19 protein-coding genes are annotated in these 25,950 nt (G+C 52.8%); all 19 read right to left on the reverse strand.

Features of this window, described 5'->3' with window-relative positions; all coding sequences use genetic code 11:
• Positions 1–57: 57 nt before the first annotated feature.
• Positions 58–2,160 carry a site-2 protease family protein gene (locus B4923_RS06620; protein WP_109053568.1) on the reverse strand — a complete coding sequence of 701 codons (2,103 nt, stop codon included), beginning with the start codon at positions 2,158–2,160 and terminating at the stop codon, positions 58–60.
• The gene (locus B4923_RS06625; protein ID WP_245929502.1) at positions 2,160–3,485 is read right to left on the reverse strand and encodes an efflux RND transporter periplasmic adaptor subunit; all 1,326 of its coding nucleotides are present in this window, start codon (positions 3,483–3,485) and stop codon (positions 2,160–2,162) included. The genes B4923_RS06620 and B4923_RS06625 overlap by 1 nt, the downstream gene beginning before the upstream one ends.
• Entirely contained in the window at positions 3,482–4,333 is an 852-nt protein-coding gene (locus tag B4923_RS06630; protein ID WP_245929503.1) for an efflux RND transporter periplasmic adaptor subunit, read from the reverse strand. Before B4923_RS06630 ends, B4923_RS06625 begins: the two co-directional genes overlap by 4 nt.
• A 91-nt stretch (positions 4,334–4,424) precedes the next feature.
• Positions 4,425–5,921 (reverse strand): TolC family protein, encoded by a 1,497-nt coding sequence (locus B4923_RS06635; protein ID WP_109053569.1) that lies wholly within the window; start codon positions 5,919–5,921, stop codon positions 4,425–4,427.
• 60 nt (positions 5,922–5,981) lie between these two features.
• The gene (locus B4923_RS06640) at positions 5,982–11,936 is read right to left on the reverse strand and encodes an Ig-like domain-containing protein (protein ID WP_170116023.1); all 5,955 of its coding nucleotides are present in this window, start codon (positions 11,934–11,936) and stop codon (positions 5,982–5,984) included.
• A gap of 174 nt (positions 11,937–12,110) precedes the next feature.
• Entirely contained in the window at positions 12,111–12,332 is a 222-nt protein-coding gene (locus tag B4923_RS06645) for a hypothetical protein (protein ID WP_109053571.1), read from the reverse strand.
• A gap of 872 nt (positions 12,333–13,204) precedes the next feature.
• The gene (locus tag B4923_RS06655) at positions 13,205–14,377 is read right to left on the reverse strand and encodes a M24 family metallopeptidase (RefSeq protein ID WP_342752511.1); all 1,173 of its coding nucleotides are present in this window, start codon (positions 14,375–14,377) and stop codon (positions 13,205–13,207) included.
• Positions 14,374–15,153, reverse strand: a complete 780-nt coding sequence (locus B4923_RS06660; RefSeq protein WP_109053573.1) for an ABC transporter permease — start codon at positions 15,151–15,153, stop codon at positions 14,374–14,376. The genes B4923_RS06655 and B4923_RS06660 overlap by 4 nt, the downstream gene beginning before the upstream one ends.
• A complete protein-coding gene (locus tag B4923_RS06665; protein WP_109053574.1) occupies positions 15,150–15,998 on the reverse strand; it encodes an ABC transporter permease in 849 nt (282 codons plus the stop codon). Before B4923_RS06665 ends, B4923_RS06660 begins: the two co-directional genes overlap by 4 nt.
• Positions 15,998–17,110 (reverse strand): ABC transporter ATP-binding protein, encoded by a 1,113-nt coding sequence (locus tag B4923_RS06670; RefSeq protein ID WP_109053575.1) that lies wholly within the window; start codon positions 17,108–17,110, stop codon positions 15,998–16,000. The genes B4923_RS06665 and B4923_RS06670 overlap by 1 nt, the downstream gene beginning before the upstream one ends.
• On the reverse strand, positions 17,110–18,243 hold the full coding sequence (locus tag B4923_RS06675) for an ABC transporter substrate-binding protein (protein ID WP_109053576.1): 1,134 nt from the start codon (positions 18,241–18,243) through the stop codon (positions 17,110–17,112). Before B4923_RS06675 ends, B4923_RS06670 begins: the two co-directional genes overlap by 1 nt.
• Before the next feature lie 340 nt (positions 18,244–18,583).
• Positions 18,584–19,450 (reverse strand): MurR/RpiR family transcriptional regulator, encoded by an 867-nt coding sequence (locus tag B4923_RS06680; RefSeq protein ID WP_109053577.1) that lies wholly within the window; start codon positions 19,448–19,450, stop codon positions 18,584–18,586.
• 356 nt (positions 19,451–19,806) lie between these two features.
• Positions 19,807–20,871: a nicotinate-nucleotide--dimethylbenzimidazole phosphoribosyltransferase gene (gene cobT / locus B4923_RS06685; RefSeq protein WP_109053578.1), complete on the reverse strand. Its 1,065-nt coding sequence runs from the start codon at positions 20,869–20,871 to the stop codon at positions 19,807–19,809.
• A gap of 4 nt (positions 20,872–20,875) precedes the next feature.
• Positions 20,876–21,496, reverse strand: a complete 621-nt coding sequence (locus tag B4923_RS06690) for an adenosylcobalamin/alpha-ribazole phosphatase (protein ID WP_109053579.1) — start codon at positions 21,494–21,496, stop codon at positions 20,876–20,878.
• A 33-nt stretch (positions 21,497–21,529) separates the two neighbouring features.
• On the reverse strand, positions 21,530–22,276 hold the full coding sequence (cobS, locus tag B4923_RS06695) for an adenosylcobinamide-GDP ribazoletransferase (RefSeq protein WP_109053580.1): 747 nt from the start codon (positions 22,274–22,276) through the stop codon (positions 21,530–21,532).
• A complete protein-coding gene (gene cobU, locus B4923_RS06700; protein ID WP_109053581.1) occupies positions 22,273–22,818 on the reverse strand; it encodes a bifunctional adenosylcobinamide kinase/adenosylcobinamide-phosphate guanylyltransferase in 546 nt (181 codons plus the stop codon). Before cobU ends, cobS begins: the two co-directional genes overlap by 4 nt.
• A gap of 72 nt (positions 22,819–22,890) precedes the next feature.
• Positions 22,891–24,408 (reverse strand): cobyric acid synthase, encoded by a 1,518-nt coding sequence (locus B4923_RS06705; RefSeq protein ID WP_109053582.1) that lies wholly within the window; start codon positions 24,406–24,408, stop codon positions 22,891–22,893.
• Complete coding sequence (locus tag B4923_RS06710; RefSeq protein WP_109053583.1) at positions 24,405–25,124, reverse strand: cobalt-factor II C(20)-methyltransferase; 720 nt, start codon at positions 25,122–25,124, stop codon at positions 24,405–24,407. The genes B4923_RS06705 and B4923_RS06710 overlap by 4 nt, the downstream gene beginning before the upstream one ends.
• The gene (gene cbiK, locus B4923_RS06715; protein WP_109053584.1) at positions 25,121–25,948 is read right to left on the reverse strand and encodes a sirohydrochlorin cobaltochelatase; all 828 of its coding nucleotides are present in this window, start codon (positions 25,946–25,948) and stop codon (positions 25,121–25,123) included. The genes B4923_RS06710 and cbiK overlap by 4 nt, the downstream gene beginning before the upstream one ends.
• Between the last annotated feature and the right edge of the window lie 2 nt (positions 25,949–25,950).

A 25,950-nucleotide genomic window follows, 5' to 3' on the forward strand; every position in this document is an offset into this window, starting at 1 on the left:
TCACAATATACCGGAAAGGCCCGCGTACCGGCTATTTAAAAGATAACAGCAACTGCGTTAAAAACCGCTTTCTCTCACGCCAATTGCCGCTAACCGCCGCCAGATACTGGTAAACAATGATTCTCTTTCACCATTAATCACCACCACGCCACGTAATGGCTGCTTTGGCAAGGCCCTATCCGAGGTCACGTCAATGTTTACGCCGTACCAGGCTTGCACCGGCCGGGGCTTTTTCTGATCGTCACGGCGCACTGCAATCGGCCCGCCGCGATCGGAAGCCAACATTTCGCGATCCAGCGTAGGAATGCCGGTAGGATCGATCGCCTGCACCAGGGCTGACGTTGCAGGCCAGACAGGATCGTCAGCAATAAACTTACCCGTCGTTCCTACGGTGATGCGGTGCAGATTATCCTCACGCAGATAGCCCCGCAGCCGCCCGCTGCGGGTATCGACGACGCGAAGCACCGGCAATTCCGTGCCAAGCCAGCGCCCTGCCGTCAGATCAATGGCCACATCTCTTACCTGACCCGACTGCGGCGCCCGAATCTGCAAACGTGTCTGTTGTGCGCGTAGTCCCCGATATTGTGCCAGCGACTCAGCCAGCTCCTGTTCAAGAATCAGTGTTTCACCAATGGTATCGCGGCTCGCGGCCTGCCGACGCAGCTGTAGTTGCAGAATAGCGATACGTTGACGCACGATCCGTAAACGGAAATCCAGATCCGCCGACGTCAACTCCAGCAACAGATCCCCCGCTTGCACTAATTGACCGTCCGTCACGTGCAGCTGACGTATTTGCGCCGGTACAGGCGCATACAGCGTGCTGGTGCGCGGCGCTTCCAGAATGGCGGGCATCTCCACCTGGCTCCGCCAGGGGAAAAACAACAAGACCGACAGCAATAGCACCAACAGCCCGGTTCTTAGCACAACCGACAGCCGGGAGCGCTGACGCTGTTTCCACCACTGACCAACCTCCTGAATGATGGGCAAACCAATAAACCAGCCGATTTCAACCAGCATAAGGAAGATGCCTAATACTTTGAAAAAATAGTGGTAAACCGCCAACGCGATGCCAAAGAACAAAAAAAAGCGCCAAATCCAGGACGCGTAGCCCCACAGCAATAACCGGCGTCCCATCCGCGGCGACCAGCGCTCCGGCGGCGATTCGCCATAACCGAACAAGGTTTCCCGCAAATGCCAGCGGCACAGGGCGTATGCCCGCCCTTGCAGGTTATCAATCCGCCAGAAGTCGCTCAGCATAAAGTAGCCATCAAAACGCATCAGCGGGTTAATATTAATAATGATTGTCGTAATCCAGGTCGCGCTGGACAACAAAAAGGCCGCCGAATGCAGCGGCCCTTCCGGCAATACCGACCAGGCTAACAGTGCCACGGTGGCAAGCAACAGCTCCGCCAGAATGCCGCCGGCACCAATTAACAGACGCGCGCCATGTTCTTTGACGCGCCAGGCGTCGCTGACGTCAGTATAAAACATAGGAAACATGACAATAAACGCCACGCCCATGCTTTGCACCCGGCACCCGGCTTTCTTCGCCATGTAGGCATGGCCCAATTCATGAATAAACTTGGCGAACACCAACGCGCAACCAAAGGCAATCATGCCTTCCATACTGAACAGATGGGGAAACGAGCTGCGATAGCGCGGCCAGTCACGGCTAACCAGAAATAAACCAAGCAGGAACAGAACCGGGAAAGCAAATCGCAGCAGCGAAGAACCGTACTTTTGCAGCCAGGGCCAGGTTTTATTCAAAAACGGTTCCGGTCGCCACAGTGGAATACGGAAAAACAGATACTGGTGCAGCGCCTGTTTCAACAGGCTTTGGCGGCGGTTCGCCGCTTTTATGGCGTAGCTGCCGCGCTGTTCGGGATCGCTGGCGGCAATCAAATCATGAGCACGCAGAAAACGCAGGAAGCTATCAAGTTCCTCATAGCTTATCGGCACCCCCGGCTCCCGGTTAACCGCTGAAATCACCTGCTCGCTGTCCTGTAATGACCAATGACGGAGCAAACGAATCGCCGTGTTATTCAACTTGAAATAACGCCCGGAAATGCTGTCGGCCAGCGTCCACTGGGGAGAGCCATCCAACGCTGGCGCGGCTCCGGATATTTGCAGGTCGTCACGCAGTGGAGGTAAGGCCGCCATTATATCCCCACGGTCTTACGCAATGCCGCAACCGGGCGGCGGAAAAGGTACACCCCCAGCGGGACATAATTACCATAAATTTTTGCCGTGCCCCGCAGGCCAATACGCGGCACGGCATCCACGAAACGGGCATCCAGCCGGTAAGCCAATGTGCCGTAATCCGTTAACGCCGACTCATAAGCAATACGCTCGAGGCTGGCGGCGTAACGCGTCAGCGGATCGCTATCCAGAAACAGGGCAACATCCGCCGCGTCTGGAAACTGAATCGCATCGCCAACGTCCAGTTCGATTTTTAACTCCGCCTGCTGCGGATTGGCGAGTTCCATCAGACGTTCGCCCGTTCTGACCGGTTTTCCCATCAGGCGATCCACATCCGCAAATACGACGATACCATCGCGTTCTGCTCGAACGTCGCTACGTTGCAGCAGGTCGCGGGCATACATCAACTCAGAACGCTTCTGTTCTACCTGTGCAGAGAGCAAATCGAGCTTTGATTTTGATTCCGCATCCTGAAAGGCTCGCTGCGTTCCTGTTCGCAATTCGGCTTCCGCCACCCCCAACGCGCGTTCGGCAACATCGGCCTGCGCTTTTAACGTCGTGCTGTCGAAGCGAACCAATACATCCTCTTTCTTTACGGTCTGGTTGGGTTGCACCATCACTTCCGCAATCACGCCATCCAGCGGTGCGGTCACCACCCGTCCGCCAAGCGGCACAACTGCCGCGGGCGCTAATACTGACTGCCTTATCGGGATCAGCAGCGCGCCGACAACGATCGCCGCCGCCACCAGGGCTTTGACTTTGGGCACGCCGGGCCGCCAGGCTTTACGCGGTTCCAGCGCCAGCCAGGCATGTCCGTAAGCGCCCGCCAACTGTTCGATCAGCCGCAGTTCCGCCTCCTGCCAGGGCTGCTCACGGGCATACCATAACCCGCCAATCAGCCGCTCATGGCGATCCTTCAGCGGCACCCAAAGCGCTTCCGCCGCCGAAAGGGTTTGCCAGTCATGCCGGGTCTGTGCATCCAGCCACTCGGCCCGCACCGTCGTAACGCACTGCGCCCGTTCCTGCTGTCCAGTGATGAGCTGTTTAGCCGCCCGCTCAATAAACGCAATAAACGGGGCATGCGGATCGGGAACGGAAGCACCGGTCGCCGCCCGAACACGACCGTTGATCACCAGCGCCACATGACGGAAACCAAACAGGCTTTGACTGTCATTGACCATTGAATAAGCCAGTACTTCGGTCGTTTTGGCGGCTCTGGCCAATCCCTCGAGGTGGATAAATTGGGCAAACGCCCGCTCTGCGTGTAATAAATTGGGCTCGCTCACCGTGTCTCCGTGAAACGCGCATTACCACTCATCCCGGCCAGTAAACTGCCGTCCGGTTTTATCACCTGACCGATCAGCGTTAACGTCTGGCTGCTTTCATCAATACGCGCGCCGATTCGCAACACTTCAGCCTGTAATGGTATGCCCGTTTCATCCGGCGTGAAGGTGAAGGTTTGTTTGGCTTTCAACGCAGACAGCCAGCGAGAAGGCACCAGCAGATTGATTTCCAGATGGCGGTTATCCACGATCTCAATCAGCGGCGTGCCCTGACTGACATATTCTGAGACCTGAACCTTACGAGACACCACCTGCCCGGCAAAAGGCGCAACAACGCGGCAGCGGCTGGTTTGAATCTGGTAGACCTGACTTTCCGCCGAAGCCTGCGCCAGACGGGCTTCAGAAAGCGCCACCGCATTGCGGCCAACGGATTTCATGTCGGCCAGCTGTCGGTTCTGGCTCAATTCCTGCTGGGCGGCCCGCATCGCGGCCTGTGACGCGGCGAACTGCGCCTGATAGGCAGAACAGTCAAAACGAACCAGCAAGTCACCCTTTTGGAACGATTCACCATCGCGAAAAGGCATTTCCAACACTTTCGCACTCAGCTCGCTGGACAGGACGGCCTGATCGACAGCGCGCAGCACCCCACGGGCCTCTTTGCCCGTGGAAGTCGAACCGGAGGCGGAAGCAGGTGATGAATCAAGCTGCAATTCATCCTCTATTGTTGCTGCCTGAGCCGTCGTCATGGCCCCGAAAATCGATGCCGACAACAGGAAGGATAATGCGCTATGCTGAAACGTGGCTTTATTGTTCAAATTATTCCCCCAGCGTACATCGAGTGGTTTATTCATCGGCCGGCCAGTGGGCCGACAGGCCGATGGTGTGCTTATCGTCCCTGAAAACGGGACAAGATCCCAATTTTCATACCACTTTTATACGCCATTACATCGTAATATTCCCTGCTGCCCAGCGTTTTTCCGTCTGATCGAGCGCACGCCCGACTGACGGGATATCATTCAACGTTTGGGCGGCAGGTAACGGATCCAGCCCTGCGGTGACAAAAATCTGCCCATAGGCGTTACGCAATTCAGCGTAGGCCAGATCGTTACGCAGCGACGTATTCACCGCGTTTAATTCCCCCTGAATAAGCTGCAACTCACCAATATTGCCCGCTTTATAACGATTATTCAGCTGTTCAAGAATATCGGCGTCAAGCTGCTGTAACTCTTTACCGGTGTGATATTGCCGCAGTGCTTCATTGAAATTGGCACGGGCAACGTACAACTGCGCCAGTACCGCCATCGACATCGCCTGGCGACGCACCTCGGAAACGGTCTCGCCTGCTTTGGCGACACGATGGGCCGCAGGGCCGGATAACAGATTAAACAGGTTCCACGTCACTTTTACTCCGGCATCGGCCCAGTGCTGATTGACCAAGAACGAGTTGCTGTCGTAGTTACCTCCTACCGACAGTTCGATACCCGGCAACATACGCAGCAGCGATTTACGGGTTTCCGCCGCGCTGATACGAACCTGATAATCCTGTTCACGCAGTTCCGGACGATTCACCAGCGCCGCTTTTTCCAGTTCGCTGAACGCCACGTTCAACGTCGGCTCAGACAATGCATATTCCTCCGGCATCACCAGCGTGTAATCGGTGCCCAAAGGCAGGTTCATCAGGGTTGCCAGCTCGGTTTTCGCCAACGAGAGCGCCCGGCGTTGTTCTTCCAATTGACGGGTTGCATCCAGCAAGGCGCGCTGATAACTGTAAGCCTCGATCAGATCGCCCACCTTATGTGTCGACATTTTCTGGCTATTTTCACGCGCCATATTCACTCGTTCAATTAACGAATCGATACGATGCAATAACCGTTCGGCCGCCACGGCGCGCCAGTAGGCGGACTGAACATCCTGAACGATGGTGTGTGTTACCTTGCGGCGACGTTCTTCGGCAATCCAGCGCTTATCCGATTGCTGATGCGCTGTAACGTAGCTGACGCCGAAATCGAGGATATTCCATACCATGGTCAGATCAGCCACCCGTCGCGTTTGATCCTGCGAGGTTGACGGCTCCAGAGACTGGCTTCCCGTTTCGATACTGCGGCTGCTGGAGGCGCTCACGTTACTGCGCGTGACATACCCGGCATCCGCCGCCATTTTAGGCAACATATCGAAGCGAGATAAATCAACCTGCTGCTGCGCCAGCGCGTGTTCCATTACTTTCAGACGCGCTTCAAGATTATATTTGAGCGCTCTCGCCATCGCATCATGCAATGTAATCGGCGCAGTGACAGGCTCCTGATTACTGAACATCACACGAAGATCAGCATTCGCACGCTCCATACTTGCTGATTTATCAATCGGCTGTGTTGATACCGCGCACCCGCTGATCATTAACGCAATAATACTGACGCTGAATATTTTTGGGCATCGTTGCATAATAGTTAATTCCTTACCCTTGTTATTGTCTTCTTTCTTCATCCGGCCTTTGCTGTATGTTTAAACCGGCCGTTTAACGTTTTGTAACGCCCCTTCAATAGAGGCAATTCTTTGATATTCATACTCATCCAGCTCTTTTAGCTGTTGGCTGAATACGGGCGCACCAAAAACGGACGTCGGGGTAACCATTGATGCCATGTTAGCGTCGGAAACGTTCTGCCAGCGCCCATCGGAGAAGATCTCCAGCGCCGTATTACCCGGCAGGGACGGACCGGCAAACAGACCTGCCAGCGTGGAGCTCGCCTCAATTGTCTGATTGAGATCGGCATTGCCGCGCACAACGCCGGACTCATAATGGTTAACGCCGTTATTGGAGAACACCATGGCAATATTTGCTGGCGCAACGGCTCTGCCGCCCTGAGCCGACGCGCTGAAGATGACCGACGTCCCCGGCGTGGTATCGTCAGGCTCCGGCGCGTTGAACAACGAAGAAGGCGCGCCCAATAACCCACCGCTGTCCGCATCAGTCTGATTAAGCAGCGAGAGCTGGCTTTGATCTCCCGTATTGCTTATCGGGATAACCGGTTTCAAACGGCCACCAATTGATCTGAATTCAGGATCCCCATCCGGCTCGACTCCCCGTTGAACAGAGAGTACAAATACCGCGCTGACGCTGGCTCCCTGCAAATCAGCCGCGGTCACACGGATCGAGATATCCCCGCGATTGGCATTGGTCGGCGTCCCCGTAAATATCCCCGTCGCCGGATCAAACCTCAGCCAGGCGGGCAGCGCGTCACCATTGCTTAATGTTGCACCAAGACTCAAGACATCGCCGACATCAACATCAGTAAACGTATCGGCCGGTATCTGGAAACTAAAGCTATGGCCACCAATTGCACGTTGATCGCTAATGCCCACCGTTTCAGGCGCATCGTTCGTATTGTTTACGGTTAATACAAAATCACTCGATACTGAGACATCATTTCTATCGGTAACCGTGACCCGGATATTCAACATACCGACGTCACCATTCTCTGGTGTGCCGGAAAAAGTCTGCGTCTGCGCATCGAAGGCTAACCAGTCCGGCAAGGCAGAACCGTTTGCCAGTTCAGCGCGGTACGTCAGCGTCTCGCCCGCATCGCTGTCCGTGAAAGCATCAGGCGGTAGCGTGAAGTTAAAGACATCGTCTTCATTGGCGGTTTGATTGCCGATTCCTGATGAAACAGGCGCCGTATTGGTATATACCGCATTGATGCTCTGGTTTACCTGATTGCCCACATTATCCATCACACCCGCATTACTGCTGTTGAACACCAACTGTACGGTTCCGGCGCCGACAACATTCACCAAATCAACCCGATAGGTTGTTGAGCTCAGAGCCGTCACAGAACCGATCGCTGCCGTTGCACTACCAGTGCTCACCAGGGAAAAATCACTGATATCAACCCCGGTCACCGACTCCGAAAATACCAGTGTATAGCTCAATGTCTGCCCTGCCGGTGTGCTATCCAGCGTCAGGCTGACAGGTTCTGGCCGTTCGGTATCAATGCTGAAGTAGCCCGAATCAGTGGTGCCGGTACCGGTATTACCCGCGACATCCGTCACCCCGCTGTTATTCAGCGTGATCAGGTTGGCGGCATTGGTCACATTGGCGGCCGGTGTGAAGATGGCGGTCCAGGTGATGCCGCCATCGGATGAACTGACCGCACTCAGCGTACCGTTGGCTACCGTCAGATCGGCATTGGTAAAGCCGCTCACCGCCTCCGAGAAGGTGATGGTCACCAGCGAAGTTTCTCCCGCTTTCAGCGCCGTCTCCGCCACCACAATGGTTGCCGTGGGCCGTTCGGTATCAATACTGTAGGGGTTCGAGTCGGTGGTGCCGGTGCCGGTGTTACCGGCGACATCCGTCACTCCGCTGTTATTCAGGGTGATCAGGCTGGCGGTATTGGTCACATTGGCGGCCGGTGTGAAGACGGCGGTCCAGGTGATGCCGCCATCGGACGAACTGACCGCACTCAGCGTGCCGTTGGCTACCGTCAGATCGGCATTGGTAAAGTCGCTCACCGCCTCCGAGAAGGTGATGGTCACCAGCGAGGTTTCTCCCGCTTTCAGCGCCGTATCCGCCACCACGATGGTCGCCGTGGGCCGTTCCGTATCAATGCTGAAGTAGCCCGAATTAGTGGTGCCGATACCGGTATTACCCGCGACATCCGTCACCCCGCTGTTATTCATCGTGATCAGGTTGGCGGCAACGGTCACATTGGCGGCCGGTATGAGGACGGCGGTCCAGGTGATGCCGCCATCGGACGAACTGACCGGGCTTAGCGTGCCGTTGGCTACCGTCAGATCGGCATTGGTAAAGTCGCTCACCGCCTCCGAGAAGGTGATGGTCACCAGCGAGGTTTCTCCCGCCTTCAGCGCCGTATCCGCCACCACGATGGTCGCTGTGGGCCGTTCCGTATCAATGCTGAAGGGATTCGAATCGGTGGTGCCGGTACCGGTATTACCGGCGACATCCGTCACTCCGCTGTTATTCAGGGTGATCAGGCTGGCGGCATTAGTCACATTGGCGGCCGGTGTGAAGATGGCGGTCCAGGTGATGCCGCCATCGGACGAACTGACCGCACTCAGCGTGCCGCTGGCCACCGTCAGATCGGCATTGGTAAAGCCGCTCACCGCCTCCGAGAAGGTGATGGTCACCAGCGAGGTTTCTCCCGCTTTCAGCGCCGTCTCCGCCACCACAATGGTCGCCGTCGGTAACACACCATCAACGAAAATGTCTTTCTGATCAGCCAAAGAGCTACCGCCATCCAAAGCAGGTAACGTTAGCACCGCATCAAGACCGCTGCTATTATTGCGAATCACTGCGCCATTAAGCGACAGAGCCGCAGTGCTCGCATAATTCAGGTCGGCGCTCACATCGCCACTCCGTACGGTGTAACTGAAGGTAAGCGTGTTACTTCCCGATCCAGAAACATAGCTTGCTTCACGATCAACCACGCCGGTTTCCAACAATAACATTGGCACACCGCCACTTGTATCTACCGTGACAGCAGAGTTGAATGCCACCGAGACATAAATGGTGTCGCCAATTTTATAAGTACCGTTCGCAGTACTTGAGCTGACGCTGGTGACATAGGGATGATTCGGATTCACCGTCACACTGATGGCATCGGTATCCATTTGGGCGCCCCCTGAACCGGACGCCCCCTGATCTTCACTGGTAATCACGATCGCCGCACTGCCGGTATAGCCACTGGTCGGCGTATAGTACATCCCGTTAAGCGCACTGTTTATATCGCTCAAGCTACCGATGAACATCATGGTGGCGTCCCCTATCCCCGAACCGATAAGGAAAGTCAGACCGGTAACTGACGACAGTGTCAGCACCCCGTGCGTCGCGAGCAGCGTAATTGACATCGAATTACTGCCGATATCGACATCGCTGACAGAAATCAGATTGCCATTGGCGGAATTGAAAACCAGGATACCGCCCTGCGCTACATTTTGTGCGCCGGGGACACTGTTGACCGGTGCATCGTTGACCGCCATCACCGTCAGCGTCAGCGTTGACGATGCGGCTTCAGAACTGTCGGTTCCGCTGCTACCGGGATCGATGCCGGTATTGCCTCCATCATCAATCGTCACGGTAAGCGTAACATCACCCGTCGCATTACTGGCTGTAGTAAAGGTCACGTTGCTGGCTGCAATAAAAGCGTTAATATCGGCAATTGAACCAACCAGCGTCAGTTGCCCGGTTCCGCTCCCGGCTACGATCACGCCAGAGCCACTGGCCGCTGCCAGAGAGCCGCTTTCCACCGAAAATGCCACGCTGACGCTGGCGTTGCCTGAATCGACATCCGCAAAGCTAATCCCCGTTATCGGGGTGGTGACATCTTCATTAACATTGATTACCGCGGGAAGCGTTATCGTGGGAGCATCATTGACAGCGATAACCGCCACAACAGACGAAATTGCTAGAGAGGCGGTATCCACACCGTCATTGCTGGCGCCGCCATTGTCGGTAATACTGGTTAGCGTCACGACCCGGTTTGCCGCCGTCGGATTGTCACTGCTGTTTTGATAGGCCATGCCATCAATCATGCTCGCAGCGGCAGACGTACTCACCCCACCCGATTTGCTTAACGTAACCGTTGCTGTTCCGTCAATCACGCTGATGCTGTAATCCATACCATTAGCGGCTGTTGTACCACTGTTGCCATTCGTCAGGATGAGACTGGTACCGTCAACCATCAGGATTTCACTGCTGCCGTCCGTCAGGTTGCTCACGGTTAGCGTAAATTGGGTAACGGTCTGACCGGACTCAACGGTACTGACCGACACGCCGCTAAACAGATCGACCGCACTGCCATTTTCGGTATAGGTTGGCGAATTCCCCGTCGCCACGACCACCGGCGCATCATTAACGGCGACCACGCTGACGGACACCGTGGCGGCAGTGGTGGCGCCATCACCGTCGTTAAGCGTCACCGATACCGTGCGCGTGAGGGGGGAAGGGTCAGCGGCATTGGTGTTCTGATAGGAAAGCGCGCGAACCAGTGCCTGAACCGCAGCCGGCGTGGCATTGGCGTTGAACGTCACTACAAGATCGCTGCCGCCATTGCCGCCGGTATAACTACCAATCACCGTTCCAGCATAAGAAATCGCCGAATCAGCAATCCCTATCTGTCCTGCGCCGGTTCCCTGATTGACGATCTCCAACACATCTCCACTGCTGCGGTTAACACTAATAGAGACTCTCAGTTCACTACCGACACCGAAGTCCGCTGTATCGGTGACGGTGGCATTACTACCGGCATCCAGCAGAACGCGGCTTCCCCCTTCCGTGAAGGTCACGCTGTCGCCATTAAGGTTACCGATAACAGGCGGTGCCGACAGCGATTTGATATCGGTGATATTAATATCCTGCAAAACCGAATAATCATCCGAGGTGATCACCACCTCGGTGACATCATTAATGGCGAAGGCAAAACTGGTTATGGAAGAAAAACCATCCGCGCTGACATGACTATTAAAGGTTATGGTTGATCCACTGCTATAAGTCACGGAAAAATACACAATGCCCGTCAGCGCACCAGCATTTAATGAAGTAAGATCAAAAGTATATCCGGTAGGTGCGGTGATCGTGAGTTTGGTATCGCTGTCCACCGCCGCCTCCAACGCATAAAGCCCCTCAGCGCCAAATGAATAGTCAGTGGCTAGCCCACCGCCTCCCGAACCGCCGGAAAAGGTGATCTGATGACCATCCACCGTACGAGTTATCGAGGTATTGGTATAGTCCAAATCGCCATCCGCATCGCTAAACGTCACGACGGTCAGCAATTCCTGATAACTATCGACGGTCAGCGCCAGTGATCCCACCTCACCAATCGTTTTTTCCAGCACCCAGTCGCCGCCAATCACGCTGCTGCCCGTTGCATTAATTGAGGCGGCCACATCTGCACCGGTTGCGGCAGCAAGCCCGGCAATAAAGGCATCGCCATGAGCGCCTGCGGCGACATCACAGCCGTAAAGCAGTAAATCGCCGTCTGCGGTCAAGGCATTACCAATAGCCGCAAGTTCTGCCTGAACATTTTCTGACTGCAAAGCGGTTTCGGTCAGCAGCGTTGTGCCCAGATTCAGCTTTCCTTCGGAACCGTGGGAGAAAATATGAATAGCGTCATAACCGGTGTGGGTGGCAGCCCACTCGGCAATCTGCTGTAAGCCATCCTGATCGCCGTTAATCAATATGACCTCAACGCCGGGTTTAATTCCCGCCACCAGCGTCTGGTAATCCCTGACCGAGGTATCAATAAACGCGACCTCTTTACGATCGGACGCCGTTCCGTCAGCCACCGCTGTCACATCGATATTCTGAGTGGCCTGTACCACGCTGTCGTCATGGTTGTTTTGCGCTGTTGTCGTCGTATCGTTCGCGGCGTGGTCAATCGTGGAATCAGAGGTCGTCGCTGCCGTTTCAGCTACCGTTGCAGCAATCGCGCCATCGAATAACATTCGGGGCTCCAGCATGTAAGCCGGAAAAGAGGGAGCAGGCGTATGATCCGCTGCTGTATTTTTATTATTGGATCGCAGATTACGAATAAACCAATTACACCATGCCATCATGGGCTCCTTCAGCAGCGCAATGCGCTCTACGGGATATTGAATTTTAATAATATATTCTGGTGTTTATCCATCCTGACCGGACTGACGAGCACAGTAAGGACAAGAAGCAGGGTCTAAGAAAAGAATCCGCTTCCATATTTCCATAAGTTGATACTTTTTAACAACAGATTTAAAACAGAAATATTTCATTTTTAGAGATTGGGCTTCTGCCACATCATTTTGGGCCTGCGCCATCGATTTCGCCAGTGCAGGAGTGATACTGCTCAGGGAGTTGTTTTTTGCCATAATAACCGTTCTCAAATTCCATCTTTATCGGTTACGTCATTAACCCGGTGTTTCCAGCACTGAAACGGGGCAGAAATCTGCGGCAGCATATCCGCTAATAAGTAATCCACCCGTCAGACCGATAATGGTGAGTGGTATTTCCATCTTCTATTCCTCAACCCGTTTATGCATATATTTTTATAATTTGGTAACAAGCATGACACTATGTTGTTTTAACTTATGAAAAACGAAACGACTATTTGATACGAAATAATATCAACGGGTAATATTCTCTTATCCGTTGAGTTTCTTTTATCACCTATTTCCTTTCGTGTTCAGAGTAGTCGAAACTCAGAATATTCCTATCACCTTTTATCTGATTCGTTATTCACCCCCCTGGAAGTAGAGTGCGATGCCTATTGCCATAATTATTCGCGTCCGGATGCGTGGCAGCGGGGATACGAGCAGAAAAACAGTGGGGGGTGAACCGAGATATCACCCCCTCGAAATGTTATTTAATATTTTGTTTTTTAAGTATTTTTATTTTTTACACGCAAATATCACCCCCCAACAGAGGGGAAATGCCGCCAAGTGGGGGTGAAATTGATTTTTTGTATTTACGGTACGTGGGCCACCGCGCTAAAACGCGGTTGTGCAGGCCAACATATTGATGTTGATACCTTTAATTCTTTCTGCAATGGTTATTTTGTTATGAATAAATTGTTGTGTTTTATTGCACGGCAGGAAGGTGAAGTGGTGGGGTTACATCGGGAATGGGTAACGCCAGCCAACCCCATCCGAAGATGGAGTTCAGCCCGATCAATATCCAACGGCGGCCTCGGCTTCCTGAACTATTATACGTTGGTATTCAGGACTAAAACCCGAGGCAGGCTTCAGTCAGCAATAAATAGCCGGCGCGGAGTTTGAGTCAGCCGTTCATGCCCTTGTTCAGTAATGGCAATCGTCTCGCTAAATGCCAAACCTTCCGCATAAATATACATATGAAACACCATGCCTGGTTTCAGACGCCATTCCGCGTTAGGTACGAAAACGCGACTGAAATCACTGGTTCTTGGTGAAATCCGGGGGTAATAGCCTAATGTGTAACCGGTAATACTGGCATAATCCTTCCGCAATCCAGCGGCAATAACCGCGTCACGAACCAGACTATCAATATCTTTGGCGACAGCACCCGGCTTCATTGCCGCAAATTGTTTATCCTGAATAGCAATTAGCTGCTCAGCCAATGCCTTCTGCTGAGAGGAGGCTTTTCCAATGACGATAGGACGCATTAATCGAGCGCTATACCCGCGCTTAAACGACACCAGCTCCGTATGCAAAATATCGCCGGAAACTAATGGACGTTGGTGCAAATTCCCATGCAGGAAACTGTTCCCCACGCCGAGAGTAATAATGCCACAGCGATTGGAATCCAATCCATTCTGCATAAAGACCTGATGAACGATGGTCGCGGCATCACGTTCTGTTTTCCCTTCGCCAGTAGCAGAAAGAACGGAAGAGAACGCCAGATCGTTAACTTTTGCCGCCTCCGCGATAAGTCTGATTTCCTTTTCTGTCTTGCATTCCCGCAATTCGTCCAGCACACCAGAAAAATCCCGAAGGGGATGTTCTGAGAAACGTTGTTGCAGGCGATTAAAACGCTTAACCGTCATACAGTATGAATCAAAATCCGCCCCAATATTCAGCCGGTCCCACCCACGTTCTGTAATCGTATCAATCAGAACTTCAACCGGGTCCTGCCAGTCAGAAAAGGTTACCGTATCGTTGACCCAGCTGTTTTCCCTAAAGGTATATTCATCCATGGCGCGGAATACCATTACCGGATCGTCCTGCAATGTCAGCAAACATGCCCGATACATATTCTCGGAGATACCAAATCCGGTTAGATAATATAAGAAATCACTCTGATCAATGATTAGTAATTCGATATTCTTCTCTCTCATATGAGAACGGACTATATCGACTCTTTGATGATATTCTTCTGGTGTGAATATTATATCTTTATGACTATTCATTTTATCCCCAACAATCTTCGCTATTATCATAATGGCTTTTTCATGAGATTCGCGGTCAGTAACATGACAACCGTAATCAGTATCAACAGTACGCTCACCGCGGCTATCGTCGGCTCCAGCTCAAACTGAATGTTATTCCATATTCGAACCGACAGGGTTTGTACATCATTACCCGCCATAAACATGGAAATCAGCAACTCGTCGAAGGAGCTGAGAAAGGAGAATATCGCCGCAGATATCATTCCTGGCGCAGCGAGCGGAAACGTTATGCGTCTCAGTACTGTAAAACCGCTGGCACCCAGGCTCATCGCGGCGTATTCAAGTTGACTGTCTATTCCCTGCAACGAGGAAGAGATAATAATTGTCGCAATAGGAAATGAAATAACCGCATGCCCAATAATAATCGCACTGACGCTGTCTGCAATTTCTACAGCGGAAAAGAAAAAGAACAACGAGAGCGCGGAGATAATATTGGGAACAATCATGGGAAGTAATATTAACGCATAGATAATTGTCTTCCCCTTGAAGCGAAAGCGAACTAATGCCATTGCCATCAGTACGCTTAAAATCATTGCCAAAATGGTTGATATCGTCGCGATACGAAAGCTCAGCCATAGGGAATTCAGCCAATCAGCGCTGCTCAACACTTTTTCCATCCAGCGGAGAGAAAATCCCTGCGGAGGAAAAGCCAGATAGTTCGCATCGTTAAACGCCAGCGGGAAGATGATGATGATTGGCAAAGCCAGAAACAAAAGTACCAGCGTTGATAGCGCCAACGAAACAAATCCAGGTTTATTCCGATTCATCGTTTTGCCTCAAACAACCGCTCTAATCCAACAACCCGCTGATATAGCCAGAATAATAGTAACGTACAGACTAACAATAACGCTGACAGCGCAGAACCGAATCCCCAGTCAAAATAGGTTTCAATCTGGCTTTCAATCACCATGGAAATCATGGTCTGCTGTGGTCCGCCCATCAACGCCGGCGTAATGAAAAAGCCAAGCGACATGATAAAGACCAATAGCCCCCCCGCAGCGGCTCCCGGCAACGAAAGCGGGACAATCACCCGCCAAAAAGCCTTAAAACGCGAAGCGCCGAGACTTTCAGCCACGCAGAGCAAGGTCAGATCAATACCTCGCATCACGCTATACAACGCCAACACCATGTAAGGCAGCAAAATATACGTCATACCAATCAACACGCCGGTTGAGGTATACATCAGCTTTAATGGTTCGCTCACTAAGCCAAGCGCGATCAGCACCTGATTTACGATGCCTTGCGTTCCCAGCAGCACCATCCACGCATAGGTCCGCACCAACACGCTGGTAAAATAAGGAATAATGACAATAATCAAAAAGATATTAGCCGTCCGCTGTTTTAACCTTGCCAGAAACCAGGCGAGCGGATACCCCAAAAGCAGTGTGATTAGCGTCACCCACAAAGAAATACGCAGGGTAATCCACAATACGTTTATCCAGACGGGCTCATCAATAATCCGTAGATAATGCTGCCAGGTAAACTCCGGGCTATAGAGACTAAAACTCAGCATTTTTATCAATGGATAGATAAAGAACACAGACAAAGCCAGGAGTGACGGCGCCAGTAACAGCCAGAGTTTCCAATTTCTACGGGACAGCGATACCTTCACTACGCCTGTTCTCCGGCAACAAACCATAAATCTTCCGGCTGCCAGCCAAGAGAAACATCCATACCGGGCATCAATGCTGTTTCGAGATGTATATTCTGCGCCTGAACCAGCAATTCGGTTCCATCATTAAGCCGTAGCGTCACTTTTACCGTATGGCCCAGATAAAGCACATCGGTGACAACGGCCTTTACCGGCAGTATGCCTGAGGCCGCCAAACGAATTTTCTCTGGTCGTAATACGGCAAGAACCCGCTGCCCGCACGCCAGATCCTTTACCCCTTTGCCGCTTATCGAGTCGCCGTTATCCAGCGTGACATCGTATCTGTTTGCCTGAACGGCATGAATGCGGCCGGAAATGAAATTGGACTGTCCGATAAACTCGGCAACCCAGCGGTTAGCCGGTTGTTCATACAGAAATCGGGGAGGATCAATCTGCGCGATTCGCCCGTCCTGCATCACGGCGACGCGATCGGAAAGCGTAAGCGCTTCTTCCTGATCGTGGGTGACAAATAACACGGTCGAACCTGATGAGGTATGCAGCCGCTTAATTTCCAGCTGCATATGCTCACGCAGTTTTTTATCCAGCGCCCCCAGAGGTTCATCCATCAATAAGGCCTGGGGTTCAAAAATTAACGCTCGCGCCAGCGCAATCCGCTGCTGTTGACCACCGGACAGTTCACGCGGCAACCGATGGCCTTTATCGGCCAGTTGCACCATATCTAATGCATCTGCGACTTTCTTTGCGATCGCGCGCCGCGATTCTCCGCGCATCTCCAAGGGGAAGGCGAGGTTACGCGCAACAGAGAGATGGGGGAATAGAGAATAGTTCTGAAATACGACGCCGAGATTCCGTCCTGCCGGCGGCATCTCGGTCACATCTTTTCCGCCTAACAGAATCCGTCCCGAGGAAGGATCGGTAAAACCGCCGACCATCATTAACGTCGTGGTTTTGCCTGATCCACTGGCACCCAGTAATGTAACAAACTCACCCGGCTCGATAGTTAAATTCACGTCATCTACGGCAATGGTTTGACCAAAACGTCGGGTAATACCTTGTAAACGAATTTCCGTTCCCACTTTCCGGGAACGGAATGACAGATGGCCTACGCTCATTAAGCCTGACCCAGAATCCACGGTTGCCAGATTTTACCCACTTGATCAAAATTATCCGACCACCACTGAGCATCCTGAACAAACGTGTTAGGGAAATAGGCCGGATTAGACGGTAATTTCACCAAATCCTCAGGACGTACAAAGTCGAATGCTTTTTTATTGGTTGGACCATAAGCAATATACTGGGTCAGTTTACCCTGCACTTCCGGCTGCAAAGCAAAATCAACGAACAACTGCGCATTTTCCGGGTTCGGTGCATCTTTCAGCACACTCCAGTACTGCACCTGTTGCCTGGCCTGATTCCACTCAATCGCCAATGGCGCCCCTTGATCGATCAGTGCCTGAGCGCGACCATTCCAGATAGCACCGAGTACGGCATCTTTACGTTCCAGTAACTGGGCAGAGAGCGCGCCGGTATCCCACCATTTTGCGACATGCGGCTTAATTTTATTTAAAGAAGCCAAAGCACGTTCAATATTAATGGGGTAGATATCTTTCATGTCTACGCCGTCGGCAAGCAAAGCAAATTCCAGATCGGCCGCGCCGGAGCGAATATCCGACAACGTTCGCGGTCCGGGGAACCGCGTGGTATCCCAAAAATCAACCCAGTTTTTAGGGCGGGAATCAGGACCAAAGACATCGGTGTTATAGACCATGACCGTAGCAAACAAAAGGTTGCCGATCATATTGGGATAGCGGAACTCAGATGAAATATCGTCGGGGTTACAATACTTCATTGCAGAATAATTAATCGGGGCCAGCGCCCCCACTTTATCAAGGTTAATTTGGGCAAGCGTACCGATGTCCAGAACATCAAGACTGACCTGTCCGGCCTTAACCATCGCCTGTATTTGTGCATTGGTCGAGGGTTTAACCTTTACATCAATACCCGTTGCCGCAGTAAAAGGCTTATAGAGGGCCAGATCCATTGCTTCCTGGTAGGCTCCGCCTAATCCCCGAACAATAACTTCCCGATTGTTTTTTGCCAATACGGAAGGCACCGAAAGCGTACCTAAAGCAACGCCGGCACCGATGATAGACGTTTGTTTGATTAAACGGCGACGTGAAGCATCGATCGTTTCTCCGGGTAATGCCAGAGCTGAAGAAACCTCAGTTTCCATTTTATTACTCATACCCATTTTCCTTTGAAAAAATACCCTTTATCTTTCAAACCACAGGCATGATACACCCGTTTTCTTTCTCGTTGCAGAGGAACAGGCAACCCTCGCACTCTCAATCATCTTACTTACGTAAGCACAGAGATAGATTGGGTTACCGCCCTTCCACAGTTTGAAACATATTGGGTATGAATTCCATTTATCTCAGCTTCTCCGTTATCCAGGAAGCCGGGATCATGAAAAACGCTCACGCATTGAAATCAATTGGGTATAGATAATTAGAAACAACTCCTTCTCTGGCTTTATAAGTATAAAAATTCAATGTTTTAATATTGTAATGTTATAAGTATATTTATTAGTGTTTCCCTGGTGTTGACTTTTTCCAATGGCCCAGTAATTTCCAGGCATCATCGGATTGTTGCAATCTTTTTTTAACTCTCTCCTCACCACACACCACGACCTGCGCAATAATCCAGTCAATAATAATCATGGTGCTTATTTTCGACCACCATACTAGTGGTGAGGAACTACGTAAAACATAAAGCACTTCATTTGATTCACGAACCAAAGGTGACGTGGAACGATCGGTTATCGCAATAATATGTGCACCACGCCCACGAGCAATACTCATCATCTCAATGGTATAGGGAATATAGCGTTCATAGCCGATACCAATAAACACATCTTGCTCATCTATCTGCAGCATACGGTCGGCAACATCGCCATGACCAATATTAAAAAGTTCAGTGTTACCCAGAATATGGTTAAGATGCATTGCCAGATAAGCCGCCATCGTGACGGTATTACCATGTGCTGTCACCCAAACCTTTCTGGCCTTTGCTATGCGACTGGCTATCTGGAGTATTTTCTCCTTCCCATTGACGCCAGCAGTGTCGTTTATCAGCGCATGCGCGTTTTCAAAGACCTGTTTTTGTAACGCTTCATCATCCGAAGGAACCGCAGCATGGTGTAGAACGCCTCCCGCGCCGGATTGCTCAATCAGCGCCTCGCCCAAATCTTCACGCAAATGAGCATAACCGCGATAACCTAAAGCACGAGAGAATCGGACCACCGCCGCATCACTGATACTTATGGCATCCGCCAACTGCTTGGCTGTCATAAACGCGACACGTTCTTTATTACGTTCAATGTAACGCGCAATAACCTTTTGCGATGGCGTCAGACTTGAAAAATTCTCACCAACCAGCTTTGAGAAATCCATACAGACCTCATATGACTCAGTTGCTACAGTAAATTACAAACATGTTGTGTTTGCAACAATAAATTTTTATATTTTTTATAAAATAAATGACGAATCACAAAAATGCCCCAGCGAAAGCGGTAGGTAATCCATATATCATTGAAAAAAAACACAACCAAAAAATTAGCAAGCTAATTATTCTCTATATAAAAATATATTTCACAAGATCAGTTTAAATAAAATAGATTAGGAAACTACTTATTAAAAAATGAATAAATGAAATCATGCGGTTATTTTTTTCATATAACTCTAGTATACCGGGAGGAAAATACAGGCGAAAAAGCCTGTTTTTTCGCCACTGAAGTAAACCAAGCCGACTACGCTGGCAACACGATATCGCTATCCGCCAATTCCCCCATATTGTTGTACATCGCACACGCCGCATCAATCAAATGCATGGCGATAGCGGCGCCACTGCCTTCTCCGAGCCGCATTTCCAGTTGCAGGTAGGGTTCAAGTTGTAAATGGCGCAAGGCAATAGCGGCGCCTTTTTCCGCAGAGAGGTGCGAAGGGATCAAATAATCACGCACCGTCGGTGCAATCAGGCAGGCAGCCAATGCAGACGCATAGGAAAGAAATCCATCCAGCACAACCGGGCGGCCAACCGCGGCCGCGCCCAGCATAACGCCGGCCATCCCGACCAGATCGAAGCCCCCTACCCTGACCAGTACATCAATACCATCCCGCCCATCGGGTTGATTAAATGCAATGGCGTCACGGACAACGGCCGCTTTATGATGCAGGCGATCGCTGGGGAAATTAGCCCCGATGCCAACCACCTGATGCGGATCGCGATCGGCGATCACGCTGATTATTGCTGCGGCAGGCGTCGTATTTGCCATGCCCAGTTCCCCCACGCCAAACACGCTGACGCCACCGGCGGCCTGTTCCATGGTCAACTGTGCGCTGGCGTACAGTAAATCCTCCGCTTGTTGACGCGTCATCGCGGCCTCACGGGCAATATTGCCGCTCCCGCGCTGTACTTTCATATTCAACACGCCCGGCAGTGGTTCGCTGTCGATCCCCACGTCCACGACGTTAACCTCCGTGTTGGCATTGGCCGCCAGCACACAGACACCGGTGATGCCTTTGACCATATTGGCGGCCTGAATGGCCGTCACCGCCCGCGGTGAAATCGCCACGCCTTCGTCATACACGCCGTGGTCGGCGGCCATCACGATAATCTGTTTACGTTTGATCTGATGGCCGGACAAACCGCGCATTCCCGCCAATTGAATCGCCAGCGTTTCCAGACGCCCCAGGCTGCCCGTCGGTTTCAGCAAACCATCGATTCTGGCCGAGGCCCGCTGCATGGCTTCATTATCCAGCGGAATAATGGACTCAACCAGTTGTGAAAGCGTCAGTTGTGAATGTAGGTGCATAGATTTATTCTCGTGATTCCAATTGCCAAGATGTCCGCTGATTAAAGGCGCGCAGCGTGACACATCCGTCCTGAATATCCAGCACGCTGTATGTGCCCTGTTCAAAATGAAAATGCCACATGGCAGCGGCCGGCATGGCTAACAACTTTGCCAGCAACAAACTCAGCGCGCCCTGATGCGCCACCCACAGATGATTTCCCTGAACGTTGTTCTGCGTCAGCAATGCCTGGGCGGCACGCTCGATACGCATTGAAAACTCAGGAAACGATTCTCCCGCCGTCGGGCGGGCATGCTGCCAGTCAGCAACCCAGGCCGCCCAGTTCTCCGCATCTTCCCGTTGTAAATCGCGGTGATGACGCATTTCCCAGTCGCCAAAGTGCATCTCGTTCAGCGTCGTATCCGGGACGGCGGTAAGCGCATGCGATTGAAGTACAATGTCCGCGGTCTGCTTCGCCCGCGCCAACCCGCTACAGGCCGCAGACGTAAAATCGATATCCTTCAACCAGTCAGCAACCTGCCGGGCCTGCGCTACGCCGATTTCCGTCAGGTGAACATCCGTTGTACCGCAAAAAACGCCGCTGAGATTGGCCTCGGTCTGACCATGTCTGACAAGAAACAGCCGCATGCTTTTCCTCAAAATTTATTTTTATCTCGTTCATCACAACAGCGCCAGTAAGAACGCCAGCTCGCCAACCTCTACCGCCGCCCCCAATGTATCGCCGGTTTGTCCGCCCAATCGGCGTCGCAGATACGTTCCCATCAGCCAGATGACCACCAGCGTTATCCCCAAAGCCAGCAATGCACGCGCATGGCCTGACAATCCGGTCAGTATCGCCCCGATAAGCAGGGTAGTCAGCGTTGCCCTCATACTCACCTGACCGATATACCAATTTCCCAGCCCCTGCCCTTCGCGGGCATAGCGCTGCCGATACATCAGCAGCACAATCGTCGTGCGTCCAACCACCGATGCCGCCGTCAGTATCGCCAACATGGGCGTACCGCGCAGCGCCAGTTCGCTGACGACCAACACTTTGGCTACCACGATAAAAATCAACGCCAGTCCGCCGTTAGTGCCAAGCCGGCTATCCCGCATAATCTCCAGCATTCGCTCACGCTGGCGGGCGGAAAAGACGCCATCACAGGTATCGGCTAATCCATCCAGATGAAATGCACCGGTGACCAACGCCAACGCCAGAACATAGGCCAAAGCTGCCAACGGTAACCCGCTCCACGGAGCAAGCAGCGTAAACACGCCCCCGGCTATCGCCCCGACGATCAGCCCGATAAGCGGAAAACAGACGATACCATGCACGTACTGCTGCATCGCCACTCCTTGCGTCCAGCGTCCGGGCACCGGGATACGCGTCATGAATTGCAAGGTGGCAAAAAACAATCGCAGGCTCATTTGATTTTTACCTCAATGCCTGAGACGACCAGATAGACAGACTCCGCCGCCGCCGCCAAACGCTGATTGACGCGTCCGGCAATATCGCGAAAATGCCGGGCCAGCCGATTTTCCGGCACAATGCCCATACCCAACTCATTCGTCACCAGATAGATCGGCGACGGGCTTTGCGCGCAGGCGGCGATCAATTCATCAATTTGCCGTTGGATCACCGCCTCGATGGCCGGAAAATCCATCTGCTCGGGCGGTGTATCGCCGGCCTGATCAAATAACAGATTGGCGATCATGGTGGTGATGCATTCCAGAATAACGGCTTCATCCGCCGCAACCTGCTCCACGATCGCCTTGCCTAAATCACGGTAACCTTCCCATGTCCGCCAGTGTGCCGGACGGGTTTCGCGATGTATGCGTACACGATTAGCCATTTCGTCATCAGTCACCACCGATGTGGCGATATACAACACCCGATCGCGGCACGCCGCCGCCAGCTTTTCCGCCAGCGCGCTCTTACCGCTTCGGGCCCCGCCGGTAATTAAAATCAAATGAGACTCCTGTTCAGGAAATACGATTTTTATCCTCTACTTTCAGGATAAATCGAATGCATGTCATCGCGGTTATTTCCCCATAAACCGATATACCGCCCCGATATCAATATGCTCCCGCATCGCGGCGGCCAAAATATCAAACTGTTGCTGCTTGTGGCGGGCGTAATCAAACGCTTCGCCATCGAACGCCGCCAGCCCTTTACGCTGGCGCAGCGTATTCAGTAGTGCGCGGGTAAACTCATCGTTATCAAACAGGCCGTGAAGATAACTGCCCATTACGCTGCCGTCGGCGTTGACCGCGCCATCAAAGCGCGCCGTCGCCTGCCCATTACGCTGGGTCAGGCAAACAAAAGGTTCGGCCTGCGGACCAAGGCGCGACTCACCCATATGGATTTCATAGCCGGCAACCGGCAGCCCGGTGCAGCTTGCCAGCAGGCCGGGCAATTGAGGACGACAACTTCCCGTCACGCGGGTGGTCACTTTCTGTTCCGCAAACACGGTGTCCACATCCAGCAACCCCAGTCCGTCCATCCGGGCAACACCGGATTCCACGCCATCAATGATATGTTTCCCCAGCATCTGGTAACCCCCGCAAATACCGACGACAGAGACCCCCGACTGATGCTGTGCCTGTAGCGCATGAGCCAAACCGCTTTGTTGCAGCCACTGCAAATCACCCAGCGTATTTTTACTGCCGGGTAAGATAATCAAATCCGCCTCCGCCAGCGCCGACGCCGTGGCGACATAGCGTAAACGCACGTCTGGCTGAGCCGCCAGTGCATTAAAATCGGTAAAGTTGGCAATATGCGGCAGTCGAACGACGGCAATATCCAGCACGTTTTGCGGCGTACCCGCGTATTTCCCGGTTTGCAGCGCAACGCTGTCTTCATCTTCCAACTCGATATTCAGCCACGGCATGACGCCAATCACCGGAACGCCGGTCAGTGCTTCGATCTGTACCAACCCCGGCTGTAGCAACGCCACGTCGCCGCGGAATTTATTGATGATAACCCCCTTCACCCGCGCTTTTTCCTCCGGCGACAAGAGGGCCAGCGTGCCATAAATCGCCGCAAACACCCCGCCGCGATCGATATCCGCCACCAGCAACACCGGCGCATCAGCCATAGCCGCCATTCCCATATTGACGATATCCCGATCGCGCAGATTGATTTCCGCCGGGCTGCCCGCGCCTTCCAGCACCATCACATCATATTCGCTGGCAAGGCTGTGGTAGACCGCATTGATTTGCTGCTGCAACTGCGGTTTATACTGGTGATACGTCATCGCATCCATATTGCAGGCAACCTTGCCCATCAGCACAACCTGAGATTTGCGATCGCTGGTTGGCTTGAGCAACACCGGATTCATGCGCACATCCGGCTCAATCCCCGCCGCCTCAGCCTGAAAAATCTGTGCCCGACCCATTTCTTCGCCATGCGGCGTAATACCGGAATTCAGGGCCATGTTCTGCGATTTAAACGGCGCACAGCGGTAACCATCTTGTGCAAAGATACGGCATAGTCCGGCGACCAGGATGCTTTTACCGACGTCCGATGCCGTCCCCTGAATCATGATGCAGCGACTCATGGCGACACCCCGGCGTCCCATTGCCGGTTCACCAAAATGGTGGAGAAATACGGTAACGGCTGATCGTCGGCGATCTGATCCAGATGCCGCCAGCACTGCTCGCCCGCTAAAGAGGCATCGGCCATCAGCAGCGCGTGTTCAAACAAATTGAGCCTCGCCAGCAGCGCTCGCACGGTGGCAAAACGGCCGTAAACCTTCATCAGCACTACACAATCATGAGTAAGCAATGCGTGTTCCAATGCGGCTTCCGGCGCAGTGCAGGGCATGACCGCCAGCGATTGCTGCTCCATCGCCAGCGGGAACGCGGCTCTGGCGGCGATTGCGGCAAAGGACGTCACCCCCGGCACAATTTCCAGCCACGGCTGTGGTCCAATCCGGGCCAGCAGGAACACCCAGGTACTGAACAACATTGGATCCCCCAGCGTGATAAAACCGACCTGCCTGCCGTTGGTCACGTCATCCGTCAACTGCCGGGCCATCTCATCCCAGACCGCTTCTTTCTCGTCGTTTTCAGCACTCATGGGAAAATGACGGGTGCGGATCTCTGTTGAGGGCGACAGATACTCACGCACAATGGATAACGCCAGACTGTCCCCGCCTTTACGCCCTGCCGGCGCATACAGAATATCGAGCGTACCAATCAGACGGGCGGCACGTACGGTAATCAAATCGCTGGCGCCGGGGCCGACGCCTAATGCATACAGCCTGCCGCTCATGACACGACCTCCTGTTTTTCAGAACATGTTGGCTCGGTACATGATGGTTCAGGACATAGCGCCACGTCCAGATGCCGGGAAAACAGGTCGCGGATCAGTGGATTTTCACCCAGCCCCTGCAACCAGCTCTGCGTGACAATGCCCGCCGCTTCGAGTTGGGATTTCCAGGAGTCCGCGTCATCCGATGCCATATCGTTGATGGCATGATCGCCTGCGACCAGCATCAGCGGCATCAGATGGACTTTCCGTATCCCCTGCCGCTGCAATCGTCCGATGATGTGATCAATTTCGGGGTAACTTTCGACAGCCCCCACCAGCGCCGGGAAATTCCGGGCGGTCATCAGATGATCGAGGCAGGCATAGGCCGAAAAAGCGTGATGGCTGGCGCCGTGTCCCATAAAAACCACCCGCTCATCAGCATTCAACGGCGGCATCTGTGCTTCAAGCGCCGTCATCAGTTGCTGATAGTCAGCAAAACAGCTCAGCAATGGCCCCCCCAGAGCCAGACGCTGAAACCGTCCGCGGAATGCCCGTGCCTCACTGACCACTTTTTCGTACTCATCGCCGTTAATGACATGCAGAGACTGGATCGCCACATCCTGATAGCCCTCATCCGCCAGCCGCTGAAGCGCCTGACGAGGATTATCAATCAACAAACCGTCGCGGTTGCGCAGCTTGCGAATAATCATTTCGGAGGTAAATGCCCGAAACAGATCGCGATCGCGACAACGCGCGGCCAGATGCTGCTCACAGGCATCGATATTTTTTTGTCGGGTGTGCTGATAACTGGTGCCAAAACTGATAATCAACAGTGCTTTTTTCATTT

It is taken from the genome of Brenneria roseae subsp. americana (assembly GCF_003115815.1).
Taxonomy (GTDB): Bacteria; Pseudomonadota; Gammaproteobacteria; order Enterobacterales; family Enterobacteriaceae; genus Brenneria; species Brenneria roseae.

Bases quoted from the DNA above. Each gene is read 5' to 3' on its own strand.
- B4923_RS06635 (WP_109053569.1), bottom strand. From the start codon at position 5,921: ATGCAACGATGCCCAAAAATATTCAGCGTCAGTATTATTGCGTTAATG.
- B4923_RS06660 (WP_109053573.1), bottom strand. From the start codon at position 15,153: ATGAATCGGAATAAACCTGGATTTGTTTCGTTGGCGCTATCAACGCTG.
- B4923_RS06640 (WP_170116023.1), bottom strand. From the start codon at position 11,936: ATGTTATTCGATGGCGCGATTGCTGCAACGGTAGCTGAAACGGCAGCG.
- B4923_RS06680 (WP_109053577.1), bottom strand. From the start codon at position 19,450: ATGGATTTCTCAAAGCTGGTTGGTGAGAATTTTTCAAGTCTGACGCCA.
- B4923_RS06620 (WP_109053568.1), bottom strand. From the start codon at position 2,160: ATGGCGGCCTTACCTCCACTGCGTGACGACCTGCAAATATCCGGAGCC.
- cobS (WP_109053580.1), bottom strand. From the start codon at position 22,276: ATGAGCCTGCGATTGTTTTTTGCCACCTTGCAATTCATGACGCGTATC.
- cobT (WP_109053578.1), bottom strand. From the start codon at position 20,871: ATGCACCTACATTCACAACTGACGCTTTCACAACTGGTTGAGTCCATT.
- B4923_RS06710 (WP_109053583.1), bottom strand. From the start codon at position 25,124: ATGAGCGGCAGGCTGTATGCATTAGGCGTCGGCCCCGGCGCCAGCGAT.
- B4923_RS06690 (WP_109053579.1), bottom strand. From the start codon at position 21,496: ATGCGGCTGTTTCTTGTCAGACATGGTCAGACCGAGGCCAATCTCAGC.
- B4923_RS06675 (WP_109053576.1), bottom strand. From the start codon at position 18,243: ATGAGTAATAAAATGGAAACTGAGGTTTCTTCAGCTCTGGCATTACCC.
- cbiK (WP_109053584.1), bottom strand. From the start codon at position 25,948: ATGAAAAAAGCACTGTTGATTATCAGTTTTGGCACCAGTTATCAGCAC.
- B4923_RS06630 (WP_245929503.1), bottom strand. From the start codon at position 4,333: ATGAATAAACCACTCGATGTACGCTGGGGGAATAATTTGAACAATAAA.
- B4923_RS06645 (WP_109053571.1), bottom strand. From the start codon at position 12,332: ATGGCAAAAAACAACTCCCTGAGCAGTATCACTCCTGCACTGGCGAAA.
- B4923_RS06655 (WP_342752511.1), bottom strand. From the start codon at position 14,377: ATGATAATAGCGAAGATTGTTGGGGATAAAATGAATAGTCATAAAGAT.
- B4923_RS06705 (WP_109053582.1), bottom strand. From the start codon at position 24,408: ATGAGTCGCTGCATCATGATTCAGGGGACGGCATCGGACGTCGGTAAA.
- B4923_RS06670 (WP_109053575.1), bottom strand. From the start codon at position 17,110: ATGAGCGTAGGCCATCTGTCATTCCGTTCCCGGAAAGTGGGAACGGAA.